Source organism: Enterovibrio sp. QJM3NY_24, from assembly GCF_057786035.1.
Window position 1 is genome coordinate 1,215,626 of record NZ_CM173520.1, and the last position, 22,433, is coordinate 1,238,058.

General features: G+C 49.0%; 20 protein-coding genes and 1 pseudogene. 7 read left to right on the forward strand and 14 right to left on the reverse strand.

Translation table 11 applies throughout. The features are described from left to right. Positions 1–153: 153 nt before the first annotated feature. A complete protein-coding gene (locus AC3CIC_RS21580; RefSeq protein ID WP_488516181.1) occupies positions 154–1,227 on the reverse strand; it encodes an SGNH/GDSL hydrolase family protein in 1,074 nt (357 codons plus the stop codon). Positions 1,228–1,718: 491 nt separating this feature from the next. Here AC3CIC_RS21580 and AC3CIC_RS21585 point away from each other — a divergent pair, with 491 nt between their 5' ends. Further along, positions 1,719–2,708, forward strand: coding sequence for an AraC family transcriptional regulator (locus AC3CIC_RS21585; protein ID WP_488516182.1), 990 nt, complete (start codon positions 1,719–1,721; stop codon positions 2,706–2,708). Positions 2,709–2,780: 72 nt separating this feature from the next. Here AC3CIC_RS21585 and AC3CIC_RS21590 read toward each other — a convergent pair whose 3' ends face one another. Both AC3CIC_RS21590 and AC3CIC_RS21595 read right to left on the reverse strand, forming a co-directional pair. Beyond that, positions 2,781–3,557 carry a hypothetical protein gene (locus AC3CIC_RS21590; protein WP_488516856.1) on the reverse strand — a complete coding sequence of 259 codons (777 nt, stop codon included), beginning with the start codon at positions 3,555–3,557 and terminating at the stop codon, positions 2,781–2,783. A 64-nt stretch (positions 3,558–3,621) separates the two neighbouring features. Beyond that, the gene (locus tag AC3CIC_RS21595; RefSeq protein ID WP_488516183.1) at positions 3,622–4,980 is read right to left on the reverse strand and encodes a serine hydrolase domain-containing protein; all 1,359 of its coding nucleotides are present in this window, start codon (positions 4,978–4,980) and stop codon (positions 3,622–3,624) included. 195 nt (positions 4,981–5,175) lie between these two features. On the opposite strand from AC3CIC_RS21595, the gene AC3CIC_RS21600 reads away from it, so the two are divergent. Together AC3CIC_RS21600 and AC3CIC_RS21605 are read left to right on the forward strand one after the other, a co-directional pair. Continuing rightward, the gene (locus AC3CIC_RS21600) at positions 5,176–5,769 is read left to right on the forward strand and encodes a LysE family translocator (protein ID WP_394208766.1); all 594 of its coding nucleotides are present in this window, start codon (positions 5,176–5,178) and stop codon (positions 5,767–5,769) included. A 31-nt stretch (positions 5,770–5,800) separates the two neighbouring features. Further along, positions 5,801–6,616: a helix-turn-helix transcriptional regulator gene (locus AC3CIC_RS21605; protein ID WP_488516184.1), complete on the forward strand. Its 816-nt coding sequence runs from the start codon at positions 5,801–5,803 to the stop codon at positions 6,614–6,616. A 121-nt stretch (positions 6,617–6,737) separates the two neighbouring features. On the opposite strand, the gene AC3CIC_RS21610 is transcribed toward AC3CIC_RS21605, so the two are convergent. Beyond that, positions 6,738–7,946, reverse strand: a complete 1,209-nt coding sequence (locus tag AC3CIC_RS21610) for an ammonium transporter (protein WP_488516185.1) — start codon at positions 7,944–7,946, stop codon at positions 6,738–6,740. A gap of 246 nt (positions 7,947–8,192) precedes the next feature. Then, complete coding sequence (gene murQ, locus AC3CIC_RS21615; RefSeq protein ID WP_488516186.1) at positions 8,193–9,098, reverse strand: N-acetylmuramic acid 6-phosphate etherase; 906 nt, start codon at positions 9,096–9,098, stop codon at positions 8,193–8,195. Between the two features lie 204 nt (positions 9,099–9,302). Here murQ and AC3CIC_RS21620 point away from each other — a divergent pair, with 204 nt between their 5' ends. From AC3CIC_RS21620 to AC3CIC_RS21630, 3 genes are read left to right on the forward strand one after another with little or no spacing between them, the layout of a single operon-like run. Further along, on the forward strand, positions 9,303–10,289 hold the full coding sequence (locus AC3CIC_RS21620; protein WP_017005808.1) for a glutathione S-transferase family protein: 987 nt from the start codon (positions 9,303–9,305) through the stop codon (positions 10,287–10,289). A 43-nt stretch (positions 10,290–10,332) separates the two neighbouring features. Next, entirely contained in the window at positions 10,333–11,307 is a 975-nt protein-coding gene (locus AC3CIC_RS21625) for a glutathione S-transferase family protein (RefSeq protein ID WP_488516187.1), read from the forward strand. Between the two features lie 58 nt (positions 11,308–11,365). Then, complete coding sequence (locus tag AC3CIC_RS21630; protein ID WP_488516188.1) at positions 11,366–12,535, forward strand: questin oxidase family protein; 1,170 nt, start codon at positions 11,366–11,368, stop codon at positions 12,533–12,535. 78 nt (positions 12,536–12,613) lie between these two features. Here AC3CIC_RS21630 and AC3CIC_RS21635 read toward each other — a convergent pair whose 3' ends face one another. From AC3CIC_RS21635 to AC3CIC_RS21675, 9 genes and pseudogenes are all read right to left on the reverse strand, one after another. Further along, positions 12,614–13,168 carry a 4Fe-4S binding protein gene (locus AC3CIC_RS21635; protein WP_488516189.1) on the reverse strand — a complete coding sequence of 185 codons (555 nt, stop codon included), beginning with the start codon at positions 13,166–13,168 and terminating at the stop codon, positions 12,614–12,616. A gap of 67 nt (positions 13,169–13,235) precedes the next feature. Further along, positions 13,236–13,889, reverse strand: coding sequence for a TorD/DmsD family molecular chaperone (locus tag AC3CIC_RS21640; RefSeq protein ID WP_488516190.1), 654 nt, complete (start codon positions 13,887–13,889; stop codon positions 13,236–13,238). Between the two features lie 149 nt (positions 13,890–14,038). Beyond that, entirely contained in the window at positions 14,039–14,881 is an 843-nt protein-coding gene (locus AC3CIC_RS21645; protein ID WP_488516191.1) for a dimethyl sulfoxide reductase anchor subunit family protein, read from the reverse strand. After that, entirely contained in the window at positions 14,878–15,504 is a 627-nt protein-coding gene (locus tag AC3CIC_RS21650; RefSeq protein ID WP_488516192.1) for a DMSO/selenate family reductase complex B subunit, read from the reverse strand. Before AC3CIC_RS21650 ends, AC3CIC_RS21645 begins: the two co-directional genes overlap by 4 nt. A 14-nt stretch (positions 15,505–15,518) precedes the next feature. Continuing rightward, positions 15,519–17,946: pseudogene (locus tag AC3CIC_RS21655) on the reverse strand (DMSO/selenate family reductase complex A subunit). 756 nt (positions 17,947–18,702) lie between these two features. Then, a complete protein-coding gene (locus AC3CIC_RS21660; RefSeq protein ID WP_488516193.1) occupies positions 18,703–19,098 on the reverse strand; it encodes a DUF2750 domain-containing protein in 396 nt (131 codons plus the stop codon). 81 nt (positions 19,099–19,179) lie between these two features. Beyond that, positions 19,180–19,941, reverse strand: a complete 762-nt coding sequence (locus AC3CIC_RS21665) for an ABC transporter ATP-binding protein (RefSeq protein ID WP_488516194.1) — start codon at positions 19,939–19,941, stop codon at positions 19,180–19,182. Beyond that, positions 19,938–20,681, reverse strand: a complete 744-nt coding sequence (locus tag AC3CIC_RS21670; protein ID WP_488516195.1) for an ABC transporter permease — start codon at positions 20,679–20,681, stop codon at positions 19,938–19,940. Before AC3CIC_RS21670 ends, AC3CIC_RS21665 begins: the two co-directional genes overlap by 4 nt. A 43-nt stretch (positions 20,682–20,724) precedes the next feature. After that, the gene (locus tag AC3CIC_RS21675) at positions 20,725–21,717 is read right to left on the reverse strand and encodes an ABC transporter substrate-binding protein (protein WP_488516196.1); all 993 of its coding nucleotides are present in this window, start codon (positions 21,715–21,717) and stop codon (positions 20,725–20,727) included. A gap of 218 nt (positions 21,718–21,935) precedes the next feature. On the opposite strand from AC3CIC_RS21675, the gene AC3CIC_RS21680 reads away from it, so the two are divergent. After that, positions 21,936–22,253 carry an antibiotic biosynthesis monooxygenase family protein gene (locus AC3CIC_RS21680; RefSeq protein WP_016960018.1) on the forward strand — a complete coding sequence of 106 codons (318 nt, stop codon included), beginning with the start codon at positions 21,936–21,938 and terminating at the stop codon, positions 22,251–22,253. Positions 22,254–22,433: the final 180 nt, after the last annotated feature.

The following is a 22,433-nucleotide window of genomic DNA, read 5'->3' on the forward strand; positions in this document are numbered from 1 at the left end:
ATTATGATCAGCCTTGCCTGATGGAAGGGCTTTCGTAGTAAGAGACGAAGGCATCGAATGATTGGATGCGGGTGAATGTAAAAAAGGGAAAAAAAGAGCGGCAACAATGCCGCTCTTTCATCCATGGTTTTACCTATGGATGGTATGTCACCATCAAAGCAGGTTATTCGCTGTAATAAAGTCACTTAGCTTCGTCGCAATCGACGCATGCTCTTTGACTGTTGGGTGCCAGATACACCCTTCGAGTGGCGAAACAAAGGTATGGCTGTACACGCCGTCTTGTCCTTGGTTATTTAGCCGTTCAATGGCTTCTTGTGTGGCAGGAATAATGTAGTCGTAAGGGTAGGCAGGACGGGGCATCAAAATGACGCTGGTGTTGTTGTAGCGAGACTTCAGATCCGTCACAAATTCGACCATGCGATCTGTCCACGCTTCTTTGACGTCTTCGATGTCACTCCAAGGTTCATGAGGCTGGGGATCGGTACTGAAATCATTGGTTCCCACTTCCACCACAATCAGGTTGGGGTAGGTGTCTTCAAACGCCAATGTCCGGCCAAAAATTGCACCTGCTTTGTCGGCATAGTCGGTGAGGTTGTGATGCGGTTGATTGCCGCTCCAGTTGCGAATAAGACCGAGGCCTGAGAAAGACACTTGCGTGATGCTTGCATCTAACGTTTCACCGGTTTGATAAGGAAAGGCTAAACGGGCGTTAGACGAGGTATATACCTCTTCCCACGTGCACTCGCGTTTGGTTGATTCACTGCCAAAACCCGCGCTAATGGAATCACCAATAAACAGGATATGTGGCTGATCCTCCCAAATACCGTTCAACGTTCCATCATGATCCAGTGAGATCACCTTGGTCATGGTTTCATAGTTTTCGGTACGTTTGACGACGTCTACCGTGACGTTCTCGGATTGTTCACTTTCAAATAAAGTAAACGACTGAACGGTATTACCGCGGTTGGTTAGAATTTTGTGCGACAACTTCCCGTTGATCAGCACATCGAAGTGATCGCCATTTCCAATCAGGTTCAGAGTAAGTTGGCTGCCAACAAATTGCGTTTTTAATGTTGTGCCTGGCCAGTTGAACTGGACCGTGCCTGTTGAGTAATCCTTGGCGGATCGGCCTTCATAGTTCAGTGTGTGGTGAGTTGCGGGAACAGTTTGAGCGAACGTACTGCTTGCAACAAACAGCAATGATAAGCATCCGAGTCGTTTAAACATTGTCAGTCCTTTTTATTATTAGGTTAGCGGTGTCAACACGCTAAATGCGTGAGTGTTCCTTCTGAACAGTGGACAACCACTTACCCCAACTCTCCGACGACAAAGAAAACGCAACAAATGGCTGAGTTGGCCCAAACGTTAGTTGACGTGAACATTAAATAACCCAATAGGTTAAAGGGGAATGGTTAATGGCAAACAGAGAAAAAAAATGTTTGAAAGTATGCTGAACGAGTGTGTTTTCGAACTTGATAAATCAGTCAGGATACATTTTGCTATGCGCTAGACCAAAACAACCTCAAGATGCTTGTTCAGATAGCGTTGTTGGCTGTCAGGCGCGGCGTTGGTTTGAAAACAGAGCCGCTCTACGTTGAAACTCAGCAACAAAGTATGACTTACCACCTGAACATTAAATAGACGACAGTTTGCCTTTCAAGTGTTTCTCGCTAATGGCACATTGCCAACAAGACGATTAACCAGATGTTTATCACACCATGCCCAATCAAACGCCTAAAACACCGAGCTTAGCGTCATCTCAAAATCTGCTGCCTTTTATTGAGTATTTCAACAAAAACCGGATCGAGTGGAAGGTGATTGCATCTCAGTACGATATTCCCGAACGCATTGCTGACGAAGAATGTTGGTTGCCTGCGGTGAATGTGATGCGCTTTTTGCAGAAACTCGTGGTATCGCAAAAAGAACATATTGGTATTGAGGTGGGTCGGTTGATTTCCCTTAGCCAGCTTTCTCCGGCGTTGAGCGACGCGCTTGATGCATGTGACTCGATAGATGATGGCGTGCATGTGTTGATGGCATGGATGCCGCTGTTGAGTAATCATGTGGTGGTATGGCCAGAAAAATTTGGTGACCAGTGGATGCTCTGCCACCGCAGTGCTTATCGCCCTGCATCACCGGGTTTTGATCAAACAGAATGGTTTAGAACACTTGTGCTAGGGGCGTTTTGTCGTCGTTTTGTTGATGAAAATTGGTTACCCAATCATGTGTGGATGAGTATTAATCCTCCGCCTAAAGATCAGCTTCCAGCCTCTTTCTTGCAATTAAATATTCGCTATCAACAGCCAATAGCTGCGATTGAATTGCCGGTCTCTGAGGGATTTCATGCAGTAGAAGATCGAGAGCTGTCGGAGCACTGGATGGAAAGCATGACAAAGCTGGCGAGTACCTATGCGTGCTTGCCTAATTTTCATGTGGATTGGTTGGCGAAGATGGTGGGCATGTCAACGCGAACCTTGTTAAGAAGGTTGAGCGACAATGGCATGACGATGCGAGAATTGCGTGATACGGCGAGAGGGCAAACCGCGAAAAAACTGCTCAAAGATAAATCGCTATCGATGCTCGATATCGCTTGGCATTGTGGGTATACCGATCTGGCTAACTTCAATCGTGCTTTCAAAAAGTGGACGGGATTCACCGCGCCGCAATATCGCCAACAACAAATGTTAATGAGTGCCAGCACCGCTTAGAAGTAGAAGGAAAAGGCCTCTGCCACTGATGGGAGTGACAGTAGCAAGGCCTTGACGGATTGATTAGGAAGCTTAAAAGTATTTGCGAATACCAAACCAAACTTCAGATTGCCAGTCACTTGGTAGGGCTATGTTATTCGTTGATAGCGAGGTTTTGGTGTAGTCAAAACGTGTGTTTACCCACCATGTTCTTGCGCTATTTAAGGGCGCATTAATGCCAGCTTTGAAAGAGACTGTGTCCATTTCTATCGTATCGCCAGACACACTTTGATATTCAGGCGTGAAGTGAAGGTAGGAGCCTGAGTCGCCAAGGTATTTGGCTGTTATGAGCCCCGCCGAGAAACCGGAGACGGAATCATCAATGCCTTGTTGGGTCAATTCGATATCGCCTGTGATCCCACCTAAGCGCGGAAAAACGAGCAGTCCTGCTGTGTAAGCGGGGTTAATCGCCGCGACACCACCAACAGATATCAGATCGTTGTTCATGCCTGCTGCATCATCGCGTGTATTGATGTAGTCAACGGAAAACCCAAGCTTGGGGACAGCATGAAAGCCCGGTTCAAACACATGGAAGTACTGAAATCGAGAGTTTGTGTAGTCACTGCCAAAATCGTTCGCGTTTCGATCTTCATCTTTAAAATAGGCTTCGGCTAATAGCGCGAACTGTTGACCATTTTCTAGGCCGCCCGATATTTGGCCTTGAAGTTGAATGTCGCTGTTGCCGCTTATAAGTGCACTTGCTTGGGTGTAGACTTTGGTGACATCTGCAGGGTCGATAACATTGTCATCTTGAGCAAAGACAGGTGAAGCGAGAAGAAGAGCAACGGGGATCAGCGCAAATTTTTTCATCATTAATATCTCTTAAAATTACGCTTCGTCCCTGAAGCACATATAAAGGTGGCGTGAAGGTGGATTATTGGTCAGCGAGTGCTTTGGCTGCAGCACGCATCAATGCGGGACCTTTGTTTTCGCCAAACCCTGAGTGATAAGGGTTGTTAGAGTACATGACGCCGACAAAATCTCTGGCCGGATCGATGTAGATGAATTGGCCAAGGTTGCCGCTTTTTGCCATCGCACCATCGTCGAAGATGTAGTCAAACTGATACGAGTTGTATTGCGACTTCTCATTGAAAGCATGCTGAGAGCTGGCTTCTTTGGTTGTGCCGACATATGCCTTGGTGTCACCGCTTTGATGAATGCGATCTATCACGGCTTGAGACACGACGGGCTCAGTGGCGACCGCACTCCAGCTTGGTGTAAACAGGGCTCCCCAGCGTGCCATGTCTTCCATGGTGCTCGACATCAGACCAACAGAAATGGCCATGCCATCGGGAGTGAGGTTGGTCAACATAGGCTGACGTGCCGTCACTTTAGACCAAACGCGATCTTCAAAGACCTTCGCCCATGTTTCTCCTTCAATATTTTCGATAAGCTGCGTTAATACCATCGTGTTCATCGATGCATAGCTGAAACGCTCGCCGGCATTTTCATCGTCAACCTCTTTTGTGTCCTTCGCGACATCAAGCCAGCCTTCCAGTTCCCCTGTGGCATAGCGCGGAGAACCAAATGCTGCGGCAAAGAAGCGAACAACGGCGGAATCTGGGTTCATGATGGATTCAGCGGTTTCTTCGTTGTCGAGGCCTGTGGCATGGTTCAAAACATTCAACACGCTGATTTTGTCCCATACCGTCCCCTTGAGTTCTGGCACGTAGTTGGTGATCGGCGCTTGAGGGTCCACCTTACCTTCTTCCACCATCATGGCGATGACAGTGCCGACGGTTGTTTTGGCGGCTGAGGCCCAAATATGACGATCGGTTGGCTTCATGCCTGGGTAGGCTTCATAAACCAGCTTGCCTTCATGGATCAGCACAAACCCTTGGGTGCGAAACTGTGGGTCGGCGAGATACTCCGCCATTGTCAGTTCGCCTTTACTATCAGTTTGAACCAGCAAGTTGTCGAGTTGGTGCTGAATGTTACGGGCCAATGGCTTGTACTCTTCAGCTGGCGATGACACGGCAGTCGGCACAAATTCGCTCATGTGCATGTTGTAGTAAAGCGCGTGGTCGCCACCCATTTGCCAATGGAAGTTGGACAGGTTTTGTCTTGCAGCATCGATGAATTCTGGCGAAAACGCGCCTTTGGCTGCTTGGACCGGCAAGGTGACTTGTGCACCTTCAACGCTCAGTGCTTTTTCAACAGGATTGATATCTGCAAAGGTAACCGATGAGAAGATGAGTGATGAACATACGATAGCAATTGGCTTAAGTTTCATGATGTTGTCTCCGTTGATTTGATGTAGGTAATCTTACGGTTCACCGCTAAGACTGAATAGGTCATTTAATGCCAATTTGGATGAGGTGATTAATTTTGAACAAATGGGCATAACGTAAGTAAGCACTCTGCAATATCGTTCAATACCTTTTCTGCGGTATCGAATACTCTCTGTTCATTGAAAAGGGAGCAGTACATGGGAAGTGTGATTTTAGCGATGGCGACCTTCGCCTTTGTGGGGGCCGTAACACCGGGGCCTGTGAATATTCTGGCCACCAGCACAGCGGTAAACGCGGGTGTGAAGGAAGCAGCAAAACATGTGTTGGGCGCATCGTTGGCTTATGCCTTTGTGGTGTACCTGTCGGGGAACGTGATGCAGGGGCTGCTGCACGTTTTACCAAAACTCGAAGGGATCATGCAGGTGAGCGGCAGCCTGTATCTTTTTTACTTGGCCTATAAGATTTTCACTGCACCTGCGGCGAGTATGGCAGCTTCACATACGGCGCGATCGGGACTGTGGACGGGGTCATTGACGCAACTTCTCAACCCCAAAGCGTGGTTAGTTGCTATGTCAGGAATCAGTTTGTTTGTGTTTGGGCGTGGTGATGAAAACCTGTATTTGCTGATTTTTACCAGCGTCTCATTGGTACTGTGTTTAATTGGCGTGGGTGTGTGGGCTGTGCTGGGCACTGTGCTTGCAAGCCGTCTCGAGAATCCAAGGCAACAACGTCAGTTTAATCGTGTGATGGGTGTGTTGTTGGCCGTTTCTGTGCTAATGATATGGACCTAAGTGATAACGGCAAACAGGCAAAAGGATTGCGATGAAAAAGGACGGGAGTGCCAGCTTCAAACAAAGCACTGTGTTGCCTTGGGTTGAACTGCGAGTCGCCAACCAAAGTCATGCCTGTTATGACGCGCATTCTCACGATGAGTTTTCGTTTGGTATCATTAATCAAGGCCATGCGAACTATCGAAATCGTCAGCAAACCCACCATATTGGCGAAGGTGATGTGGTGACGATTAACCCCGCGGATGTCCATGCGTGTAACCCCAATGCGGGTACGTGGTCTTACAGCATGTTGTTTGTTGATACGTTAAAGATGGGCGATGTGCAGCGAGATGTCCTTCAACGCGATAGCAGTGATTACACACCATTTTTGAACGACTTGGAACGAAGTCCTTTCGTCAAACAGCGCTTTCAAGCTCTTTTCGATGCGCTTCAAGCGGATTCCAGTGCACTGCAGGCGCAGGTCTGTTTGTACGAGTTCATCGAAGTGATGCTCGGGAAGCAAGCCCACGATCATATTGGGACTCAGCAACCGTATTTGACTCACATTCGTGAAAAGATGCTCGATGACATTGATCATACTCATCAACTGGATGATCTTGCTGAAGAGGCGGGGATGAGTCGCTATCAGCTACTTCGGGCATTCAAAAGTCAATTTGGTTTGCCGCCTCACGCTTATTTGATGGATGAGAAAATTAAGCGCGCCAAAGTGATGCTGAAATCTGGCCAAGACATCTCAGACGTTGCGCTGCAGCTTGGTTTTTCTGATCAAGCCCATTTCCAGCGCCAATTCAAAAAGAAACTCGCCGTCACACCGAAGTTTTATCAATCACACTTTTTACAGAAATAGCTCACTACACAATCGTTTGTTTCTTGTTTGTACTCCTAATTCAGCGTGTTCTCCGCGACAAAAAAAAGCCCATCTCACAGGCAGAGATGGGCTTTTCAAACTGCTTCAGCAAGGTGCGTGATTAGTCTTCTGACGTCGAGGCGATTTTGTGAATCGCCAAGTCTGCGCCGTTGTACTCTTCTTCTTCCGTCATACGAATGCCTGCGGCTTTATCGACGGCGGTGTAGACAATCCACCCGCCCACGAAGGCCACCACAACACCTGTCATGGTGCCGATAAGCTGAGACATAAAGCTCACGCCGCCTAAACCGCCAAGTGCTTCTAAGCCGAAAATACCGGCGGCGAGACCACCCCAAACACCACATACGCCGTGCAACGGCCAAACACCCAAAACGTCATCAATTTTTAAACGGGTTTGGGTCAAGGTGAATAACCAAACGAACAAGGCGCCAGCAACACCACCCGTCACTAGCGCACCAATTGGGTGCATCAGGTCAGAGCCCGCACACACAGCGACAAGGCCAGCAAGGGGACCATTGTGTAGGAAACCGGGGTCATTTTTACCCACGATGAGTGATGCGACGATACCGCCAACCATCGCCATCAAGGTGTTGACCGCCACTAAACCGCTGATGCCATCCAGCGTTTGTGCAGACATGACGTTAAAGCCGAACCAACCGATGGTGAGGATCCATGCGCCAAGTGCAAGAAACGGAATGTTTGATGGTGCGAAAGCGATAAGTTTACCGCCACGGTATCGGCCTTTGCGCACGCCAAGGATCATAACGGCAGCGAGGGCAATCCAACCGCCGACAGCATGCACAACAACAGAACCTGCGAAGTCATGGAAAGGCGCACCGAACGAGGCGTCTAGCCAATCTTGGAAGCCAAAGTTACCGTTCCAGATTAAGCCTTCGAAGAAAGGATAAACAAAGGCCACGATGGCCGCGGCGGCAATTAACATAGGGGTGAACTTCGCGCGCTCTGCCACACCACCGGAGATAATAGCGGGGATAGCGGCGGCAAATGTCATCAAGAAAAAGAACTTAACGAGTTCATAGCCGTTGTTGGCGGAGAGTGTTTCTGCGCTGCTAAAAAAGGTGGTGTCATAGGCTACCCAGTAGCCAATAAAGAAGTATGCAAGCGCTGAGAAACCAAAGTCTGACATGATTTTGACCAAGGCATTCACTTGGTTACGATGTCTGACGGTGCCGACTTCCAAAAAGGCAAAGCCTGCGTGCATGGCGAGTACCATGATGGCACCCATCAAGATAAAGAGCGTGTTCGCGCTTTCTGTTAGCGTTTGAATCGCGCTGCTGATGTTTTCCACGTTGTTATTCCTCTACTTCCATGAGAACAAAATTCCATTGGGGGCAATAAAGCACAAAACATGCCTGATTGTTCCAATAAGGGGCAGAGGGGCGCCAAGTGAGTGCGGTTTCTCTATAACTTACTGAAATGGTGTTATTTAGTTCTGCACTAAAAAGGAATGATTGAATAGTTGTCATCACAGCTTTGAAACGTTTCGCTTCAAATCTGTGCAGAAATAGTGCGAGGATGCACTAAAAAAGTGCAGCTATTGGTGTTTGTTCAATGCGTTGCGGATAAAGCCATCATGTTGTTCCAATCGTGCTTTCGCTTGTTCTGCATTAATGCCTGCTAGAAGCATGAGAATGGCGGTTTTGCAGTGGCGGTTGCAGGCATTAAGCGCCGCTTCAGCCGTTTGTGACGATTCGCCTGTTGCTTCCACTACAATGTTGACTTGGCGCTGAACCAGCTTGGCGTTGGTGGCTTCTACATCGACCATTAAGTTGCCATATACTTTGCCGCTTCGGATCATCGCGCCTGTGGTGAGCATGTTCAGGATAAGTTTTTGTGCTGTTCCTGCTTTCATGCGTGAAGATCCGGTGACAACTTCAGGGCCAACAATCGGCGTGATAGCAATATCCGCTTCATCCACCATGGCGCACTGTGGGTTACAGGCAATGGCCACCACGGTGACACCTAATGTTTTGGCGTACGCCATGCCGCCCAATACATACGGGGTGCGTCCACTGGCTGCGATACCGACAAGTACGTCTTTGTTTGAGAGCTTAAGATCTTTTAAATCCTGCTCACCGAGTTCTGTATTGTCTTCTGCATTTTCGACCGCCTTGAGAATGGCAGGATGACCCCCTGCAATTAATCCTACGACCTGCTCGGCTTTGCTGCCAAATGTCGGAGGGCATTCGCTGGCGTCTAGAATACCCAATCGACCAGACGTGCCCGCCCCCATATAAATCAACCTGCCACCTTGGGAAAATGCCGTCGTAATGGCATCGACCGCTTTCGCGATGTGAGGCAGTTGTGCTTTGACGGCGAGTGCCACTTGTTGATCTTCCTGATTAATCACTGCCAGCATATCGAGCGTGGAAAGTGTGTCGATGTTTGCACTGGCTGGGTTACGGCTTTCTGTGACCAATCGAGTTAAATCAATTTTCATCGCTAGCATGCTCATTTATTGGGGATTTTTATAGCTGCCAGTATTCCTCATCGGCATGTGAAAACTCAAGAGAAAAGGTGAGCCTTCTTTTCTGCTCATTGTTCTCTTATCGAGAATAATCAATTCATGTTCTCACTGTTTATTGATGTATTGAGGTCGATTATTGTTTGTTCATCGAAAGTTGATGGCAAAGGATGACAGGTAATGGGCTTATTAGTAGATGGGAAGTGGCGAACCGATTGGTATGACACCAGCAAGACAGACGGACGTTTTACCCGTAAAGCACCCAGTTTTCGTCACTGGATAACCCAAGATGGCAGCGCAGGGCCAAGCGGCGACGCTGGGTTTAACGCTGAACCGGGTAGATACCATTTGTATGTGTCACTGGCTTGTCCTTGGGCGCATCGGACGTTGATTTTTCGTGCGTTAAAAGGGCTCGAAGACATGATCTCCGTGTCGGTCGTTAATGCCTTTATGGGCGATGACGGTTGGACGTTTTTGCCCGGCGATGATGTGGTGCCAGATACCGTGAACGGTAAAACGCATTTGCATCAAATCTATACCGAGGCGATGAGCGATTACACCGGACGCGTGACTGTGCCTGTGCTGTGGGATAAGAAAACCCACACCATTGTGAGCAATGAATCGGCGGACATCATTCGCATGTTGAACAGCGCGTTTGATGAAGTGGGTGCCAAGCCAGGTGATTACTACCCGACTGCACTGCGTGAGGCGATCGACGAGGTGAACGATTATGTTTATCCCAACATCAATAACGGTGTGTATCGCGCTGGGTTTGCAACCACACAAGCAGCGTATGACGAAGCGGTAGAAGATGTGTTCCATGCACTCGATGCATTGGAAGTGAAACTTGCCACACAGCGCTATTTGCTGGGTGACGCTTTAACCGAGGCCGATTGGCGTTTGTTCACCACCTTGATTCGGTTTGATGCTGTTTATGTTGGGCATTTCAAATGCAGTCGCCGTCGTATTGTCGATTACCCAAATTTGTTTGGATACCTGCGCGAGCTTTATCAAATGCCCGGCATCGCAGGCACGGTTCATATCGACCATATCAAGGCGCATTACTACGGTAGCCACGAAACGGTGAACCCGACACGCATTGTGCCGATTGGCCCAGCGTTGGATTTTACGACGCCACATGGCCGAGAGCAGATTGGCAACCAGTGATATACACCAGCACTGAGAAGGAATGCTGAGAAGGAATGAAGTGATGGGAAAATTAGTTGAAGGACGCTGGCTCACCGACGATGCATTGCTTGAGTTGGAGACCAAAGAATATGAGAAGGCCAATGGTCGATTTCAACGCGGCACGGCGAAATTTCGCTCGTGGGTAACGGAAACGGGAGAGGCAGGCATCAGCGGTGACGCAGGCTTTAAAGCAGAAGCTGGGCGCTATCATTTGTTCGCGGCGTTGAATTGCCCTTGGGCGCATCGCACCTTGATTTATCGCAACGTGAAGCAATTGCAGAATGTGGTCGGGTTGTCGCTGGTTGTGCCGCTTCGCACCGATCAAGGTTGGGTGTTTGATAAAAGTACACCGAGATTTACTGATGAGCTGTTTGGGCTCGATGCGATGCACCAGCTTTACGTGAAATCCAATCCCGATTTTACAGGTCGCGTGACGGTACCTGTGCTGTGGGACAAGAAAACACAGACCATCGTGAGTAACGAGTCGTCTGAGATTATCCGTATGTTCAACAGTGCGTTTAACGAGGTGACAGGTGATAAACAAAATTTCTATCCGTCGAAATTGGCGCACCGCATTGATGCAATGAATGATTGGGTGTTCAACACCGTGAATAACGGCGTGTACAAAGCGGGCTTTGCCAGAACGCAAGAGGCGTATACGGAAGCGGTGACGACGTTGTTTGCGTCGTTGGAGGAAATAGAAACCCGTTTAGGGAATCACAAGTATTTGCTGGGGAATCAGATCACCGAAGCGGATTGGCGATTACTGCCGACGCTGGTGCGTTTTGATGTGGGTTACTTCACCGCGTTCAAATGCAACCTGAAAGCGCTTAGAGATTACCCGAATATTTCGGCGTATTTGAAAGATTTGGTTCGACAGCCGGGCGTACGAGGCACTATCGATCTGGATGTGTATCGCCGCGGCTACAACTCAAAAAATCCGTTGCGTAATCCGCACGGCATTGTGCCTGTCGCACCAGATGTGGACTTTTTATAAGCATCTTAGGTAGGCAGGCACAGCAACAAACACATTATCAACGCAAGGAGGAGTCACCATGTTATTTAATCCATCAAATACAGCGACACGACAATTCAACGCAGCTGCTGACATATCTGCGTTGGTAAATGATGAAATGCTGAAAGACTGCGCGTTTCACCCCAACCTTGGTGGCGTGACAAAAGGCGGCATGGCGAATCATTACCCGATGACTATTATGTCGTTGCAAGCACTGGGTGCTAGTGATGAAAACATCAGGGATTTTCGTGCTTCATGGCCGCGTTATCGCTCAAAAATTACTGACGATCTTCGTCTTCGAGACAAGGGCGTGGTGACGCAAGAAAACTGGTCTGATTATTTAGGACAAGCAAACCTGTTGCCAGATTTTCAGCGTATGTTTTTCGATGGCTTACAAGCAACGGACGATCAAAATGCGTACATCATGTCTGCGCTCGATAAGCTGCAATATGCGCTGCCGATGGGGCTGTTTCATCCCTTGATCCGATTAAGCTTCGCCATGATGCACGGCGATAAAGGGTTGATCGCTGATGCGCTGGCGTATTGGGCGATACGTTATGAAGATCTGTATAAACGCATGTTGCCGCCGCGCACTGATTTCACCAATATCTCGGTCAGCGCCGAAGACAATTGGGCGACATTACATGCTGCGAAACCCGAGCTGAGTTTTCGAGGTGGTAGCCTGAATGTGTGCGAGCGTTTGTGTTCTGAGCCTGCGCTTCACGATATCGCTGTGGCGGAGAATTTCTTTATCACCGAAGAAAATCTCGAGCTGAAAATTCAAGAAATCGGTGATCGCGCTATTGGTTTGTACCTGTTTGAACCCGCACTCACGACCTTACATGGCGTGACGGCGTTTCAAGCGCTGGTGGACATTACCCAGACAGTGCTTGGTGACAGTGACAGGTTTCGCCCGTTGTTAGCTGAACTTTGGCAACGTTACTGGATTTGGTTGACGGCGCTTTATATTGAAAAAGGCGTTCCAGAGGCCTTGCCAAGTGTTGCTGAAGAAGCACGAAATGACGTTGATGCTTTTGCATGGGAAGACATTGCCAGTGCCATAGTAAAAGTGCCAGAAGTGCATGCCATTAAAATGGTGTTTAGCTGCAAATGGCTATTTGAGAACCTTGATGCGAACCCGCGCTACAAAGCGGCCGCCATCAATGTGCTTAGCCAGCATATCAATGTGAAGCCAGTGCGATTAGGTTGATACACGGCCAAATGAACAATCAAAGAGCGGCTAGTCCCGCTCTTTTTCGTTTTTGTGGTGGATGACAATCGCTATGCGTTAACGCATCACCATCTGAATGGCATGAGACGGGCAGGCGACACGGCATTGCGCACAGCCAGAGCACAGCTCCGTTTTGATTGAAACACTTCGATTTACAGTGTCAATCGCTTGATGTGGGCAAGCCTCTTCGCACGATTGGCAAGGTGCCCCCATTTGACGAACACACATACCTGAAAGTGCGGCGACAGCGCCTGTCGATGGCACGCCGTTGGCCGATGTATTTGCGAGCGAAAGTGTTGGGCAAACGCGTTGGCATTCACCACACTCAGTGCACGAACCGCCATCTAGCGTAAGCGTGGGTTTCTCTTCGAGCATGCTAATGACGTGCTGTGGACACACCTCTTCACATTTTCCGCACCCATCGCAGAGGCGATTTAACAACGCTTCTTCTACCGCTGTGGGCGGGCGGGGAACGCTGCGAATAGCGGCTATCTGAGTAGACGCTTTTACAGGCTTACTGACACCAGACCACAAGCCGCGAAAAAGCCCCCGGCGACTGCACTGTTGCATGTTCAATTGTGCGTTGTAATAGCGCTCGTCTCTGTCTGACATGGTGCCTAACCCTGATTGTCGGTAAACATGTGCGGTTCTGAGTAACGTTTGATATTCACGCTAGCGATTAACGATAGAGATTTACGCTGTTGTATTGCGCGTTCACCTGCGACGCCAATTGCTCTAGCGTGCCTTCCGCAAGATAGCTAATGCCTTGGTAAAACTCGGTTTGTGCGCCTTCGCGCATGATCGCGAAAAAGCGCGGTGCCCACGTCAGCACATGATCGCTCAAAAAGGCCTTTAATGATGCCAAGCTTTCATTGTGAACGGCTTCAACCACTTGTGCGTTCAATGCGGTCTCAAGCAAATAAGTGATGAAGGAAAACACCAAACCAATATGATCTTCGGGTTCACGTTCGCCTGTATCGATAGCAATGCCATGCTCCGCGTAAAACGCGCGAATCGCCAGCGTAGCAGCGCCACAGGTAGTTTGTTCCTCCGTCAGATACACAGAGCCCCAAGGCGCTGCTGTCAGGGTATTTGGTCCGACAAACAATTGTGCGTAATCACGGCTGGCCGCGTGTAGATTAGGTCGTTGTTTAAGCAACGCTAACCCTTGTTCCACGTTGGCATTCGCCATGTCTACTGGCCATTCATCGAACATCGGCTCGTCATAGAGAGCGTTAATGAAGTGTGCATCTGGCGCTTGATGCAATGCACGATAGAAAAAGTGACTGGCGATGGTCAGGCTTGCAAGCGTTTCGTAGCGAGAGTCATTCATGGCAATGGGCTTATTCGGTTAAAATTAATGAGGTAAAAAAGAACGTGTTTTAAAAAATAAAAAGGGGTGACAAAAAGAAAAGGTAACGCGTTAACATTCAAAAAGAGGGGCTGACATTCCAGCCCCTTTTTGACCCAAAAATCGGGATATTACATACCAGAGCTAGCGCTGATGAAGGCGTCGTAGAAGAACGCACGACCAGACAGTTCTGCCATCACAACCATCAAAAACGCCGCAATCGCGATGCCAGCGTTTTTGTCATTGCCACGCAATGCTTGAGATGCAAACAGTACAACACCTGATGCCATCAAACCGATACGCGCCATGGTGAAGGCTTCTGCGTTCGCCATCGCGAAGGGGTTGGCGTAAGCATTTAGCTGACCTAACCAGACTGCGTAGCCACCAAAACCAACCAATGACATTGCCATGGTGATCAGTGTGGCCATGGCCAGTGAACGGTCAGCGCATTGTTGAACCTTACCAATTTTTGCAGCTTGAACGCGCAGTGCCAATGCGGCTGCAATTGGGCCAACGACACCTGCAGTCATCAAAAACTGGAACGTGGTCCAATGCGAGTTCCAGCTCACCACGGTTGGCAAACGGTACACGTTCACAATCGCAAGAATGAACACAACACCCAGTGCCATTGCCGCAGGTAGCGTGAGCTTTTGCAGGGTAGGTTGAATGTTCAACACGCGCAGTGCGGTGTAGGTAAATGCCGCGCCACCAAACAGTGACAATGCGACGATTTCCATGCTCAGTGCAGACATGTGTGCAAGACCGAACATCACGTTGAACATGCGAAATGGCTGACCTAAGTGCGTCACTGACGCAATCGCGCCCAGACCCAACAGTGTCAGTGATGCCATAAACGCGATGTTCATGCTTTTACGCTCAGGTTTGAGGAACATTTCCACCAAACCCAGTGCGATAAACATACCGACGGCGGATTGGACCAATACGGTAAAGAAGACCAGCGATAATTCACTCATAGCGATACCTCTGTCGGGTTTTGGATGCTGCCTGTGGTGTCGCCAGTGGGGCGAGAGTTACGGCAGGTGGTGACGATCAGGTTTGGCGATGTCAGACGTGGATCGGGCAGCGGCGCAACGTCGTTTTTCGTGCCGTACATTTCGCGCAGTTCGTCCATTGGACCGAAATCCAGCGCACGCAATGGGCAAGACTCGACACACACTGGCTTGCGGCCTTCTGCAATGCGCTCGTAGCAACCATCACACTTGGTCATGTGTTTTTTCGCAGGGTCGTATTGAGGTGCGCCATAAGGGCACGCCATGCCACAGTATTGGCAACCCACACACACGTCTTTATCGACAACCACAAGGCCATCTTCAGTACGTTTGTGCATCGCGCCCGTTGGGCAAGCTTTCACACACGCTGGGTTTGAGCAGTGGTTACATGAAATCGACATGTAGTAGGCGTAAACGTTCTGGCTCACTGTGCCGTCGTCGTTTTGTACCCAGTCACCGCCGGCGTATTCGTAAACACGACGCCAGTTAACGCCCACAGGCAGGTCACTGCGGTCTTTACATGAAACCTGACAGGTTTTACAGCCTGTACACTTGCTGGTGTCTACGTGGAATCCGTATTGAGTCATCTATTTATCTCCCCTTAAACCTTGGCCACTTGGACTAGGATGGTGTGCTGAGGATTCCCCTTCGACAGTGGTGTGTTCTTCTGTGAGGTCAGCGTGTTGATACAACCGCCCAAATCGATACCGTTTTTGTCTGGGGAGTACCAAGCGCCTTGGCCCAATGCCGTCACGCCCGGCATGATGCGCGGCGTGACTTTAATGGCAACGCGAATTTCGCCACGATCATTGAACACGCGAACGTAATCGCCGCTTTCAAGACCACGCGTTTTCGCATCAATGGGGTTCATCCAAATACCGTCGAACACCACTTCGCGTAGCCACGGAATGTTGTGGTACGTCGAGTGCGTGCGCCCTTTGGTGTGATAGCCAAAGAACTGCAGCGGGAACTGCTCGGTTTTTGGATCCAAGTGGCTTTCCCACGTGGTCACGTATTGCGGGATCGGCGTGATGATTTCATCGTCTGCCAACGTCCACTCTTTCGCGATGGTTTCCAGCTTGGTGGAGTAGATCTCAATCTTGCCTGAAGGCGTTCCCAGGGCATGCTTCTCTGGATCGTTACGGAAATCTTCCAGCGCGATACGGCCTTCTTTTGGCGCAGCTAACGTGTAAGGGCCATTCTTACGAAGATCTTCGAGCGTTGGCAGGTTGGCATCTTTTTGACGCGCACCGTCGTAAAGGTATTCCAACCAACCGTCACGGGTACGGCCTTCGGTGAAGGCTTCTTTCACGCCAAGGCGCTCAGACAGACCCACACACATGTCGTAGGCACAACGTGTTTCGTACAATGGCTCGATAGCGCGCACCAGCGGGAATACACCGCCCAATGAACCTGATGAGTAACCGTCAGAGCTCACTTCGTTGTTTTCGATGGTGGTCACGTCGGGCAGCAGAAGGTCTGCAAAGCGGGCAGAAGAGGTCATGTGGTTATCACACACCACGATGAATTCCGCTTGGGTTTCATCTTCAATCAGTTTGCGGTGCTTATTGATGTCGGCATGTTGGTTCATGATCATGTTGCCTGAGTAGCTCAGTAGGAACTTGATCGGGGTGCGCAGACGCTCGCCACCTTGAATGCCGTCGGTTTTATCAGTCATTTCGTGATGACGGTAAATCGCATCGCTCCATTTGAAGAACGGCACTTTTACTTGGATCGGGTTAACGCCCGTTGGAATGCGCGGCGCAGGGTAGCTCCAGTTCGCAGGCATATCACCGGTGTTCGTACCTGGGCGACCGATGTTACCCGTTAGGATCGGCAGCATCACGATCGCACGAGAGGTTTGCTCGCCGTTCGCTTGACGCTGAATGCCCGTACCTTGGGTGATGAAACACGCCTTTGCTGTGCCGATTTCACGCGCCAGTTGCACGATTTGATCAACAGGAATGCCGGTGATTTTTGACGCCCACGCGGGTGTCTTCTCGATGCCATCAGGACCCTGACCCAAGATGTGCGCTTTGTAGTGGCCGTTTTGTGGGGCGCTTGCTGGCATGGTTGATGAATCGTAGCCTTGGCAGTATTTGTTCAAGAAATCTTGGTCAACCAAGTTCTCTGTGATCAAGGTGTGCGCGATACCTTCAACCAGAGCCGCATCGGTACCTGGGCGGATAGGTAGCCATAGGTCTTCTTTACCCAACATGGTGTCGGTGTAACGCGGATCGATAATGATGGTGCGAACGTTGTTCTTTCGTTGCGCATTGACGTGCTCGTGAATTTCGCCACCACCGCTCATGCGCGTTTCCGCAGGGTTGTAACCGAACATCACCAACAGATCAGCGTTTTCGATTTCCGTGGTGTAGCTACCGTAAGCCGACGGTTTGATGGAGCCGTAAGTGAACGGCAGAGCAAACTGAATTTGACCCCAGCTGTAGTTACCGTAGTAATCAAGGAAACCACCAACAAGGTTGAACAGACGCTTGAAGCAATCTTTACCGTCAGTGCGGTAACCTTGTGTGCCTGAACCGTAGGTAATGAAGATCGCATCATTGCCGTATTCTTTGATGGTGTATTGCAGTTTCTCTGACATCAAATCAAACGCTTCGTCCCAGCTAATGCGCTCAAATTGGCCTTCGCCACGCTTGCCGATGCGCTTCATTGGGTATTTCAGACGGTCAGGGTTGTAAACACGGTGCTTAATCGAGCGACCACGAAGACACGCACGGACTTGGTGATTCCCAAAGCCTTGATCGTCACCACGGTTGTCCGATTCGATTTGGGTGATCACGCCGTTTTTAGTATGAACTTGCAATGCACAACGGCTGCCACAGTTCACCATGCACGCTGACCAGACGGTTTTGGTGTCTTCTGCGTGTTGAGGTGCTGTTTTAGCCACGGCTTTCAATGGCAAACCCGCACTCAGTGCTGCGGTACCACCGCCAACCGCGTCCCCACTTCATGAAGCTTCGACGCTTCATTGGTGCTAACACCGCCTTATCGATCCAGTTTTTCATTGTCATTCTCACATCGCTTGCGCGGATCTGTGTGCTAATAGACTTAGCTATTTTTATTTGCCCCAAACCCATTAAAAAAACATTCACCAAGCGAATGTTTTTTAGGGTTCAAAACGTAGAATCTTTAATGGAATATTACGGGGTAACTATAAATACTCCCTAAATGTGAGGGAATTTATATTCGGGGGAAAACGGTGCTACAAGCAGCATGAATGAAGGTTTGTTGATTTCAATCAATTTGAATTCGAACCAAATTTTATTAATACGATCGATTCTCAATTAAAGCGGGAATTCAGATGACAAGTAGCAGTATGACCCAGTGGTGAGTTGTGCAATATCATTCCCATAGTGAATGATAGATAGAGCCCTTTAAAAATGAGGTTCCGTCAGAGATGGTGATAGTCATCGTATTTATTTGTAATGACTCCTCCCCATACTTATGAAAATTCAACTTTGTATATAATCAACAAGGTTATGTTAATTTCCATGCTGATCTATATTTCAATTAATCGTGCTTTTAAAATATACGGCCATTTCAGGTGATGATTGGCAGGAGTTACATATTAATAGTGAATTGAATTGATTTGACCTGAAGGTGGATCGGAGAGTATCAAGTGGCATTTAGCATTTTTTACATGATGTAGTTTTCCGAATGAAAAAAGAGCGGGCACTGCCCACTCTTTCTCTATTTATTCTTTACTCTTCGTCATTCTGCATCAACACAATCATTCTGTGATTGGCGCGATGACTGAAGACTTAGCGCTTTTGCTTTTTCGCCAGACTGGTCAGATCAAAATCAAACTCATCAGGGAACAGCACGACACCTTCTAAGTCGATGTTTGGGAAAGCAACGATAGAAAGCTCATCGTCCAGCAGTCCGTTTGTCCAACGGCTATGCCACTTGCTCAGACCAATTGGCTCTGGTTTACAATGTTCCCATTCGCCTGTCGCCCACTCTTGTGCAAACTCTTCGTTTGGCCAAACGGGAACGCAATCTTCTTCTTCGGTATTGAGCATGACGCAGCCGTGCTCGTCAGTCAGTATCCAAATCTCGCGCTTCTCTACGACTTCTTTCACTAAGTATTTGTAACGTTGGTCAATGTCTAGTTTGAGGATCTCTGCGATGCGCTCTTGCGTCAGCGTCTTAGCCATGTTGGATTCCACCGGGGAGTAAGAAAGTGGGCATTATACGCAAGTTATACTGTGATGTGCGATGACGCTGTGCGGATTTTTTTACTCTGGTTGAGAGGGTGTATTACCTGTCAGGCCGCTGAGCAAGTTTGGATGTTCATCCATCAGCTTGGTGGTGATGTGATCGATCTGCTGGCGTCCTTGTTTGTCGGCGAGTAAACGCGCGGGCGGTTGTGTTATGGGCAAGGTATGAATCACTGTGGTTGGCGAACGACTGAGGAACCAAATTTCGTCTGCCAGTGAAATGGCTTCGCGAAGATCGTGAGTGACAAACACCATGGTGGATTGATGCCGCTCCCACATCGCAAGCAATTGTTGTCTGAGCTGATCGGCGGTGGGGGCATCCAAAGAGGTAAAAGGCTCATCGAGCAACAAGAGGTCGGGGTTGTAAACAAACGCGCGTGCGATGCTGACCCGCTTTTGCATCCCACCGGATAACTCGGCGGGGTAGGCATTTTGCTTATCAAGGATACCCATGGCATCAAGGGTTTCACTGATCGCTGGGTTGTCTTTGCCACATACCAGCGCCAAATTTTCTTTCGCTGTTAGCCACGGCATAAGGCGCGGGGCTTGAAAGATATACCCAACCCTTGGTTGGGTACTTTGTAGATTTGAAAACGAGATTTCATCGGGTTGTGATGTTTCGAGCCCTGCAATCATGTTCAACAAGGTCGATTTACCGCAGCCAGATGGCCCGACAATGGCGGTGATTTTCCCTGCTTTGATATTGCCGTTCAGATCGGCAATAACAAGCTCATCCTGCTTATAGCGCTTGCTTTGAATATTCAGGGCAATCGAGATCATACGCGCCCCCGCGAAACGACTCTGTCGAGCGGACGGAATATCAAGCCTTCTAACAAATAGATGATGGCAACGAAGGCGAAGGTATAAGCGAGAATGCCGGCAATATCGAAGAATTGAAACAGAGTGTGAAGTTTGAACCCAACGCCATTACTTCGCCCAATTAACTCGACCACTAAGACAATCTTCCATATCAGCGAAAGGCCAGTTCTGGCAGAAGCCATGATGTAAGGGTATAGCTGAGGGAGGAATACGCGGAAAAAGCGCGTTGCTGGCGAAAGCTGAAAGACACGGCCAACATCGAGAAGATCGTTGTCCACCACGCGTGCCCCTTCTCGGATCATCGCAACAACGGTCGGGATTTTATTGAGGGCGACGGCTGTGACGGCTGCGGCCTCAACCAGGCCTATGCTCAGGTAGCATAGTAAAATGGTCACCAGCGCAGGAATGTTCAAGGCGAGGAGCAGTACGGGATCCGAAAGTTCATTGAGCTTCGGAAAGCGTCCCATCATGATGCCAAAAATCACACCGAGCACCATGGAGAACGCAAAACTCAGTACTACCCGCCAAAGCGTCATGCCAAGGTGATAAAGCATTTGTTCCTGTGTTAGCTCAAAAACGAAGGCATGGTAGACAGCAACGGGCGTGGGATAATCGGGACTGTTTATCCACACCGCGGACCATTGCCAGAAAATCATCAGCAATGCGGGTAACAGTAGGCGAGTGTGGTTAAGCCGAATCACGTAATGGCAGTCCCTTTACCTATAATCCCTGACCTACGCACGCTTACTGATTGAGCCAGAATGTACCTTCACTTAATGAATCGGATTTACCCACCAGTTTTGGCCCTCCTTCTTTGGCGAGAATTGCGAAAATCTGCGCGGCTGCCTTTTGCTGTTGTTCACCAAATGTGCCTGAAAATCCGCGTCGATATGCTGTTCTAAGTTCAGAAAACACCTCATCGTTTTTGGCTTTTGTTAACGGTCGTATCACATCCCATTCTTCATCAGAGGTTCGCAATATTGCTCTCGCCTCAGACGAAGCCTTCAAAAATGAGGAAACTAATTGCGGGTTGGTGTCTGCCCATCTTTCATCAAATACCCAGCCGAGCATTGGCACTTGTGTTTCTATGCCTAAGCCTTCGACGATCTGATCAAGAGAGATAACCGGTTGGAAGCCGGCCGCTTCAAGCCTTGCGCCGTAGTGCCAAAAATTGATGCCCACGGGTAGCTTGCCCTGCACGAGTAATTTATTAAGCAGTGGCGGCGCGACAAATTGCTGTTCGGTGGTTTCACTGACGTCTTTGTTCTCTTTGGCTTTGCAATACGCTTGATAGAGCACCCACGTTTTGTCTACCGCTCCGCCTGCGATACCAAGCTGTTTTCCGGTGATATCACAAGGGGAGGCGAGTGTGAGATCAGCCGCGGCAAACAACCCACCTGCGGTCGCAGAGGTGGGTGACAAGGTATAGCTTTTCCCGGCAGCGCGCTGGCGACTTACCCATACCCAATCAGAGAAAATGACGTCTACAGCGTTGCCTTGTAGTGCAACGGAAGATGCATTTTTGGCGGCAAGAGGGGTGATATCGAGCATGAAACCCGCTTTTTCGTCGAGTTTATTGCGTTTGATGACATCCATTTCCCAATTGATTGTCCCGAACTTAAGCACGCCGACTTTTACCACAGGCAGCTCATTGGCAAAGGTAACAAAAGGGACAGTAATCAACGCGATAGCGGAAAATACAACACGAATTCTTTGCGCGAGTTTATTGCTGTCCATCACTACTTAACCTCTTGATTTATTTGGGCTCAAATTAAAGTTAAGCGCATAACGGTATTGCTGCAATGCTACTTTGTGAGGAAAAAAACATTAATCTGAGCTTCATTAGTGCATTTGAGACGGTTAAAGGTGGTTGAAGGTTAACTGGGTGACTTGGGCTAAAGCGTGTTCTGCGCTAGGCTGTCTTTCCACGTCAAATAAACGGGAAAGGAATGCCCATGTCAGATATTGCGAACACCCCCGCGCCCCCTTATTACGCTGTTATTTTTACCAACCTGCGAACGGATATCGACGATGGCTATGGCGAGATGGCAGGGAAAATGGTCGAACTCGCGGAGCAGCAACCGGGGTTCTTGGGTGTTGAATCCGCCCGTGATGACCTAGGCATTACGGTTTCGTATTGGCAGGATCTTGAATCCATCAAACAGTGGAAAGCGAACGTCGACCACTTGGAAGCGCAAAAGCTGGGGCGTAAAAAATGGTATGCCGCGTTTACGACGCGCATTGCTAAAGTCGAGCGAGAATACAGTCTTTAAACAGCATTAAATATATCGGAAAGAACATTAATGAGAATCGCTGTAATTGGCTTGGGTGACATTGCCACCAAAGCCTACCTCCAATTTTCCCTTCTCACGAATTGTTTCATATCTAAAAATAATCGCGTTAATTTGGAATGACACATGGATTGAAAATTCACTCCTCGCACATGCAGTTTC

What these genes read in the sequence shown, in the direction of transcription:
- AC3CIC_RS21630 (WP_488516188.1), top strand. Translation starts at nt 11,366, where the DNA reads ATGTTATTTAATCCATCAAATACAGCGACACGACAATTCAACGCAGCT.
- AC3CIC_RS21605 (WP_488516184.1), top strand. Translation starts at nt 5,801, where the DNA reads ATGAAAAAGGACGGGAGTGCCAGCTTCAAACAAAGCACTGTGTTGCCT.
- AC3CIC_RS21580 (WP_488516181.1), bottom strand. Translation starts at nt 1,227, where the DNA reads ATGTTTAAACGACTCGGATGCTTATCATTGCTGTTTGTTGCAAGCAGT.
- AC3CIC_RS21665 (WP_488516194.1), bottom strand. Translation starts at nt 19,941, where the DNA reads ATGATCTCGATTGCCCTGAATATTCAAAGCAAGCGCTATAAGCAGGAT.
- AC3CIC_RS21625 (WP_488516187.1), top strand. Translation starts at nt 10,333, where the DNA reads ATGGGAAAATTAGTTGAAGGACGCTGGCTCACCGACGATGCATTGCTT.
- AC3CIC_RS21675 (WP_488516196.1), bottom strand. Translation starts at nt 21,717, where the DNA reads ATGGACAGCAATAAACTCGCGCAAAGAATTCGTGTTGTATTTTCCGCT.
- AC3CIC_RS21620 (WP_017005808.1), top strand. Translation starts at nt 9,303, where the DNA reads ATGGGCTTATTAGTAGATGGGAAGTGGCGAACCGATTGGTATGACACC.
- AC3CIC_RS21645 (WP_488516191.1), bottom strand. Translation starts at nt 14,881, where the DNA reads ATGAGTGAATTATCGCTGGTCTTCTTTACCGTATTGGTCCAATCCGCC.
- AC3CIC_RS21640 (WP_488516190.1), bottom strand. Translation starts at nt 13,889, where the DNA reads ATGAATGACTCTCGCTACGAAACGCTTGCAAGCCTGACCATCGCCAGT.
- AC3CIC_RS21680 (WP_016960018.1), top strand. Translation starts at nt 21,936, where the DNA reads ATGTCAGATATTGCGAACACCCCCGCGCCCCCTTATTACGCTGTTATT.
- AC3CIC_RS21650 (WP_488516192.1), bottom strand. Translation starts at nt 15,504, where the DNA reads ATGACTCAATACGGATTCCACGTAGACACCAGCAAGTGTACAGGCTGT.
- AC3CIC_RS21585 (WP_488516182.1), top strand. Translation starts at nt 1,719, where the DNA reads ATGCCCAATCAAACGCCTAAAACACCGAGCTTAGCGTCATCTCAAAAT.
- murQ (WP_488516186.1), bottom strand. Translation starts at nt 9,098, where the DNA reads ATGAAAATTGATTTAACTCGATTGGTCACAGAAAGCCGTAACCCAGCC.
- AC3CIC_RS21660 (WP_488516193.1), bottom strand. Translation starts at nt 19,098, where the DNA reads ATGGCTAAGACGCTGACGCAAGAGCGCATCGCAGAGATCCTCAAACTA.
- AC3CIC_RS21635 (WP_488516189.1), bottom strand. Translation starts at nt 13,168, where the DNA reads ATGTCAGACAGAGACGAGCGCTATTACAACGCACAATTGAACATGCAA.
- AC3CIC_RS21590 (WP_488516856.1), bottom strand. Translation starts at nt 3,557, where the DNA reads ATGAAAAAATTTGCGCTGATCCCCGTTGCTCTTCTTCTCGCTTCACCT.
- AC3CIC_RS21600 (WP_394208766.1), top strand. Translation starts at nt 5,176, where the DNA reads ATGGGAAGTGTGATTTTAGCGATGGCGACCTTCGCCTTTGTGGGGGCC.
- AC3CIC_RS21595 (WP_488516183.1), bottom strand. Translation starts at nt 4,980, where the DNA reads ATGAAACTTAAGCCAATTGCTATCGTATGTTCATCACTCATCTTCTCA.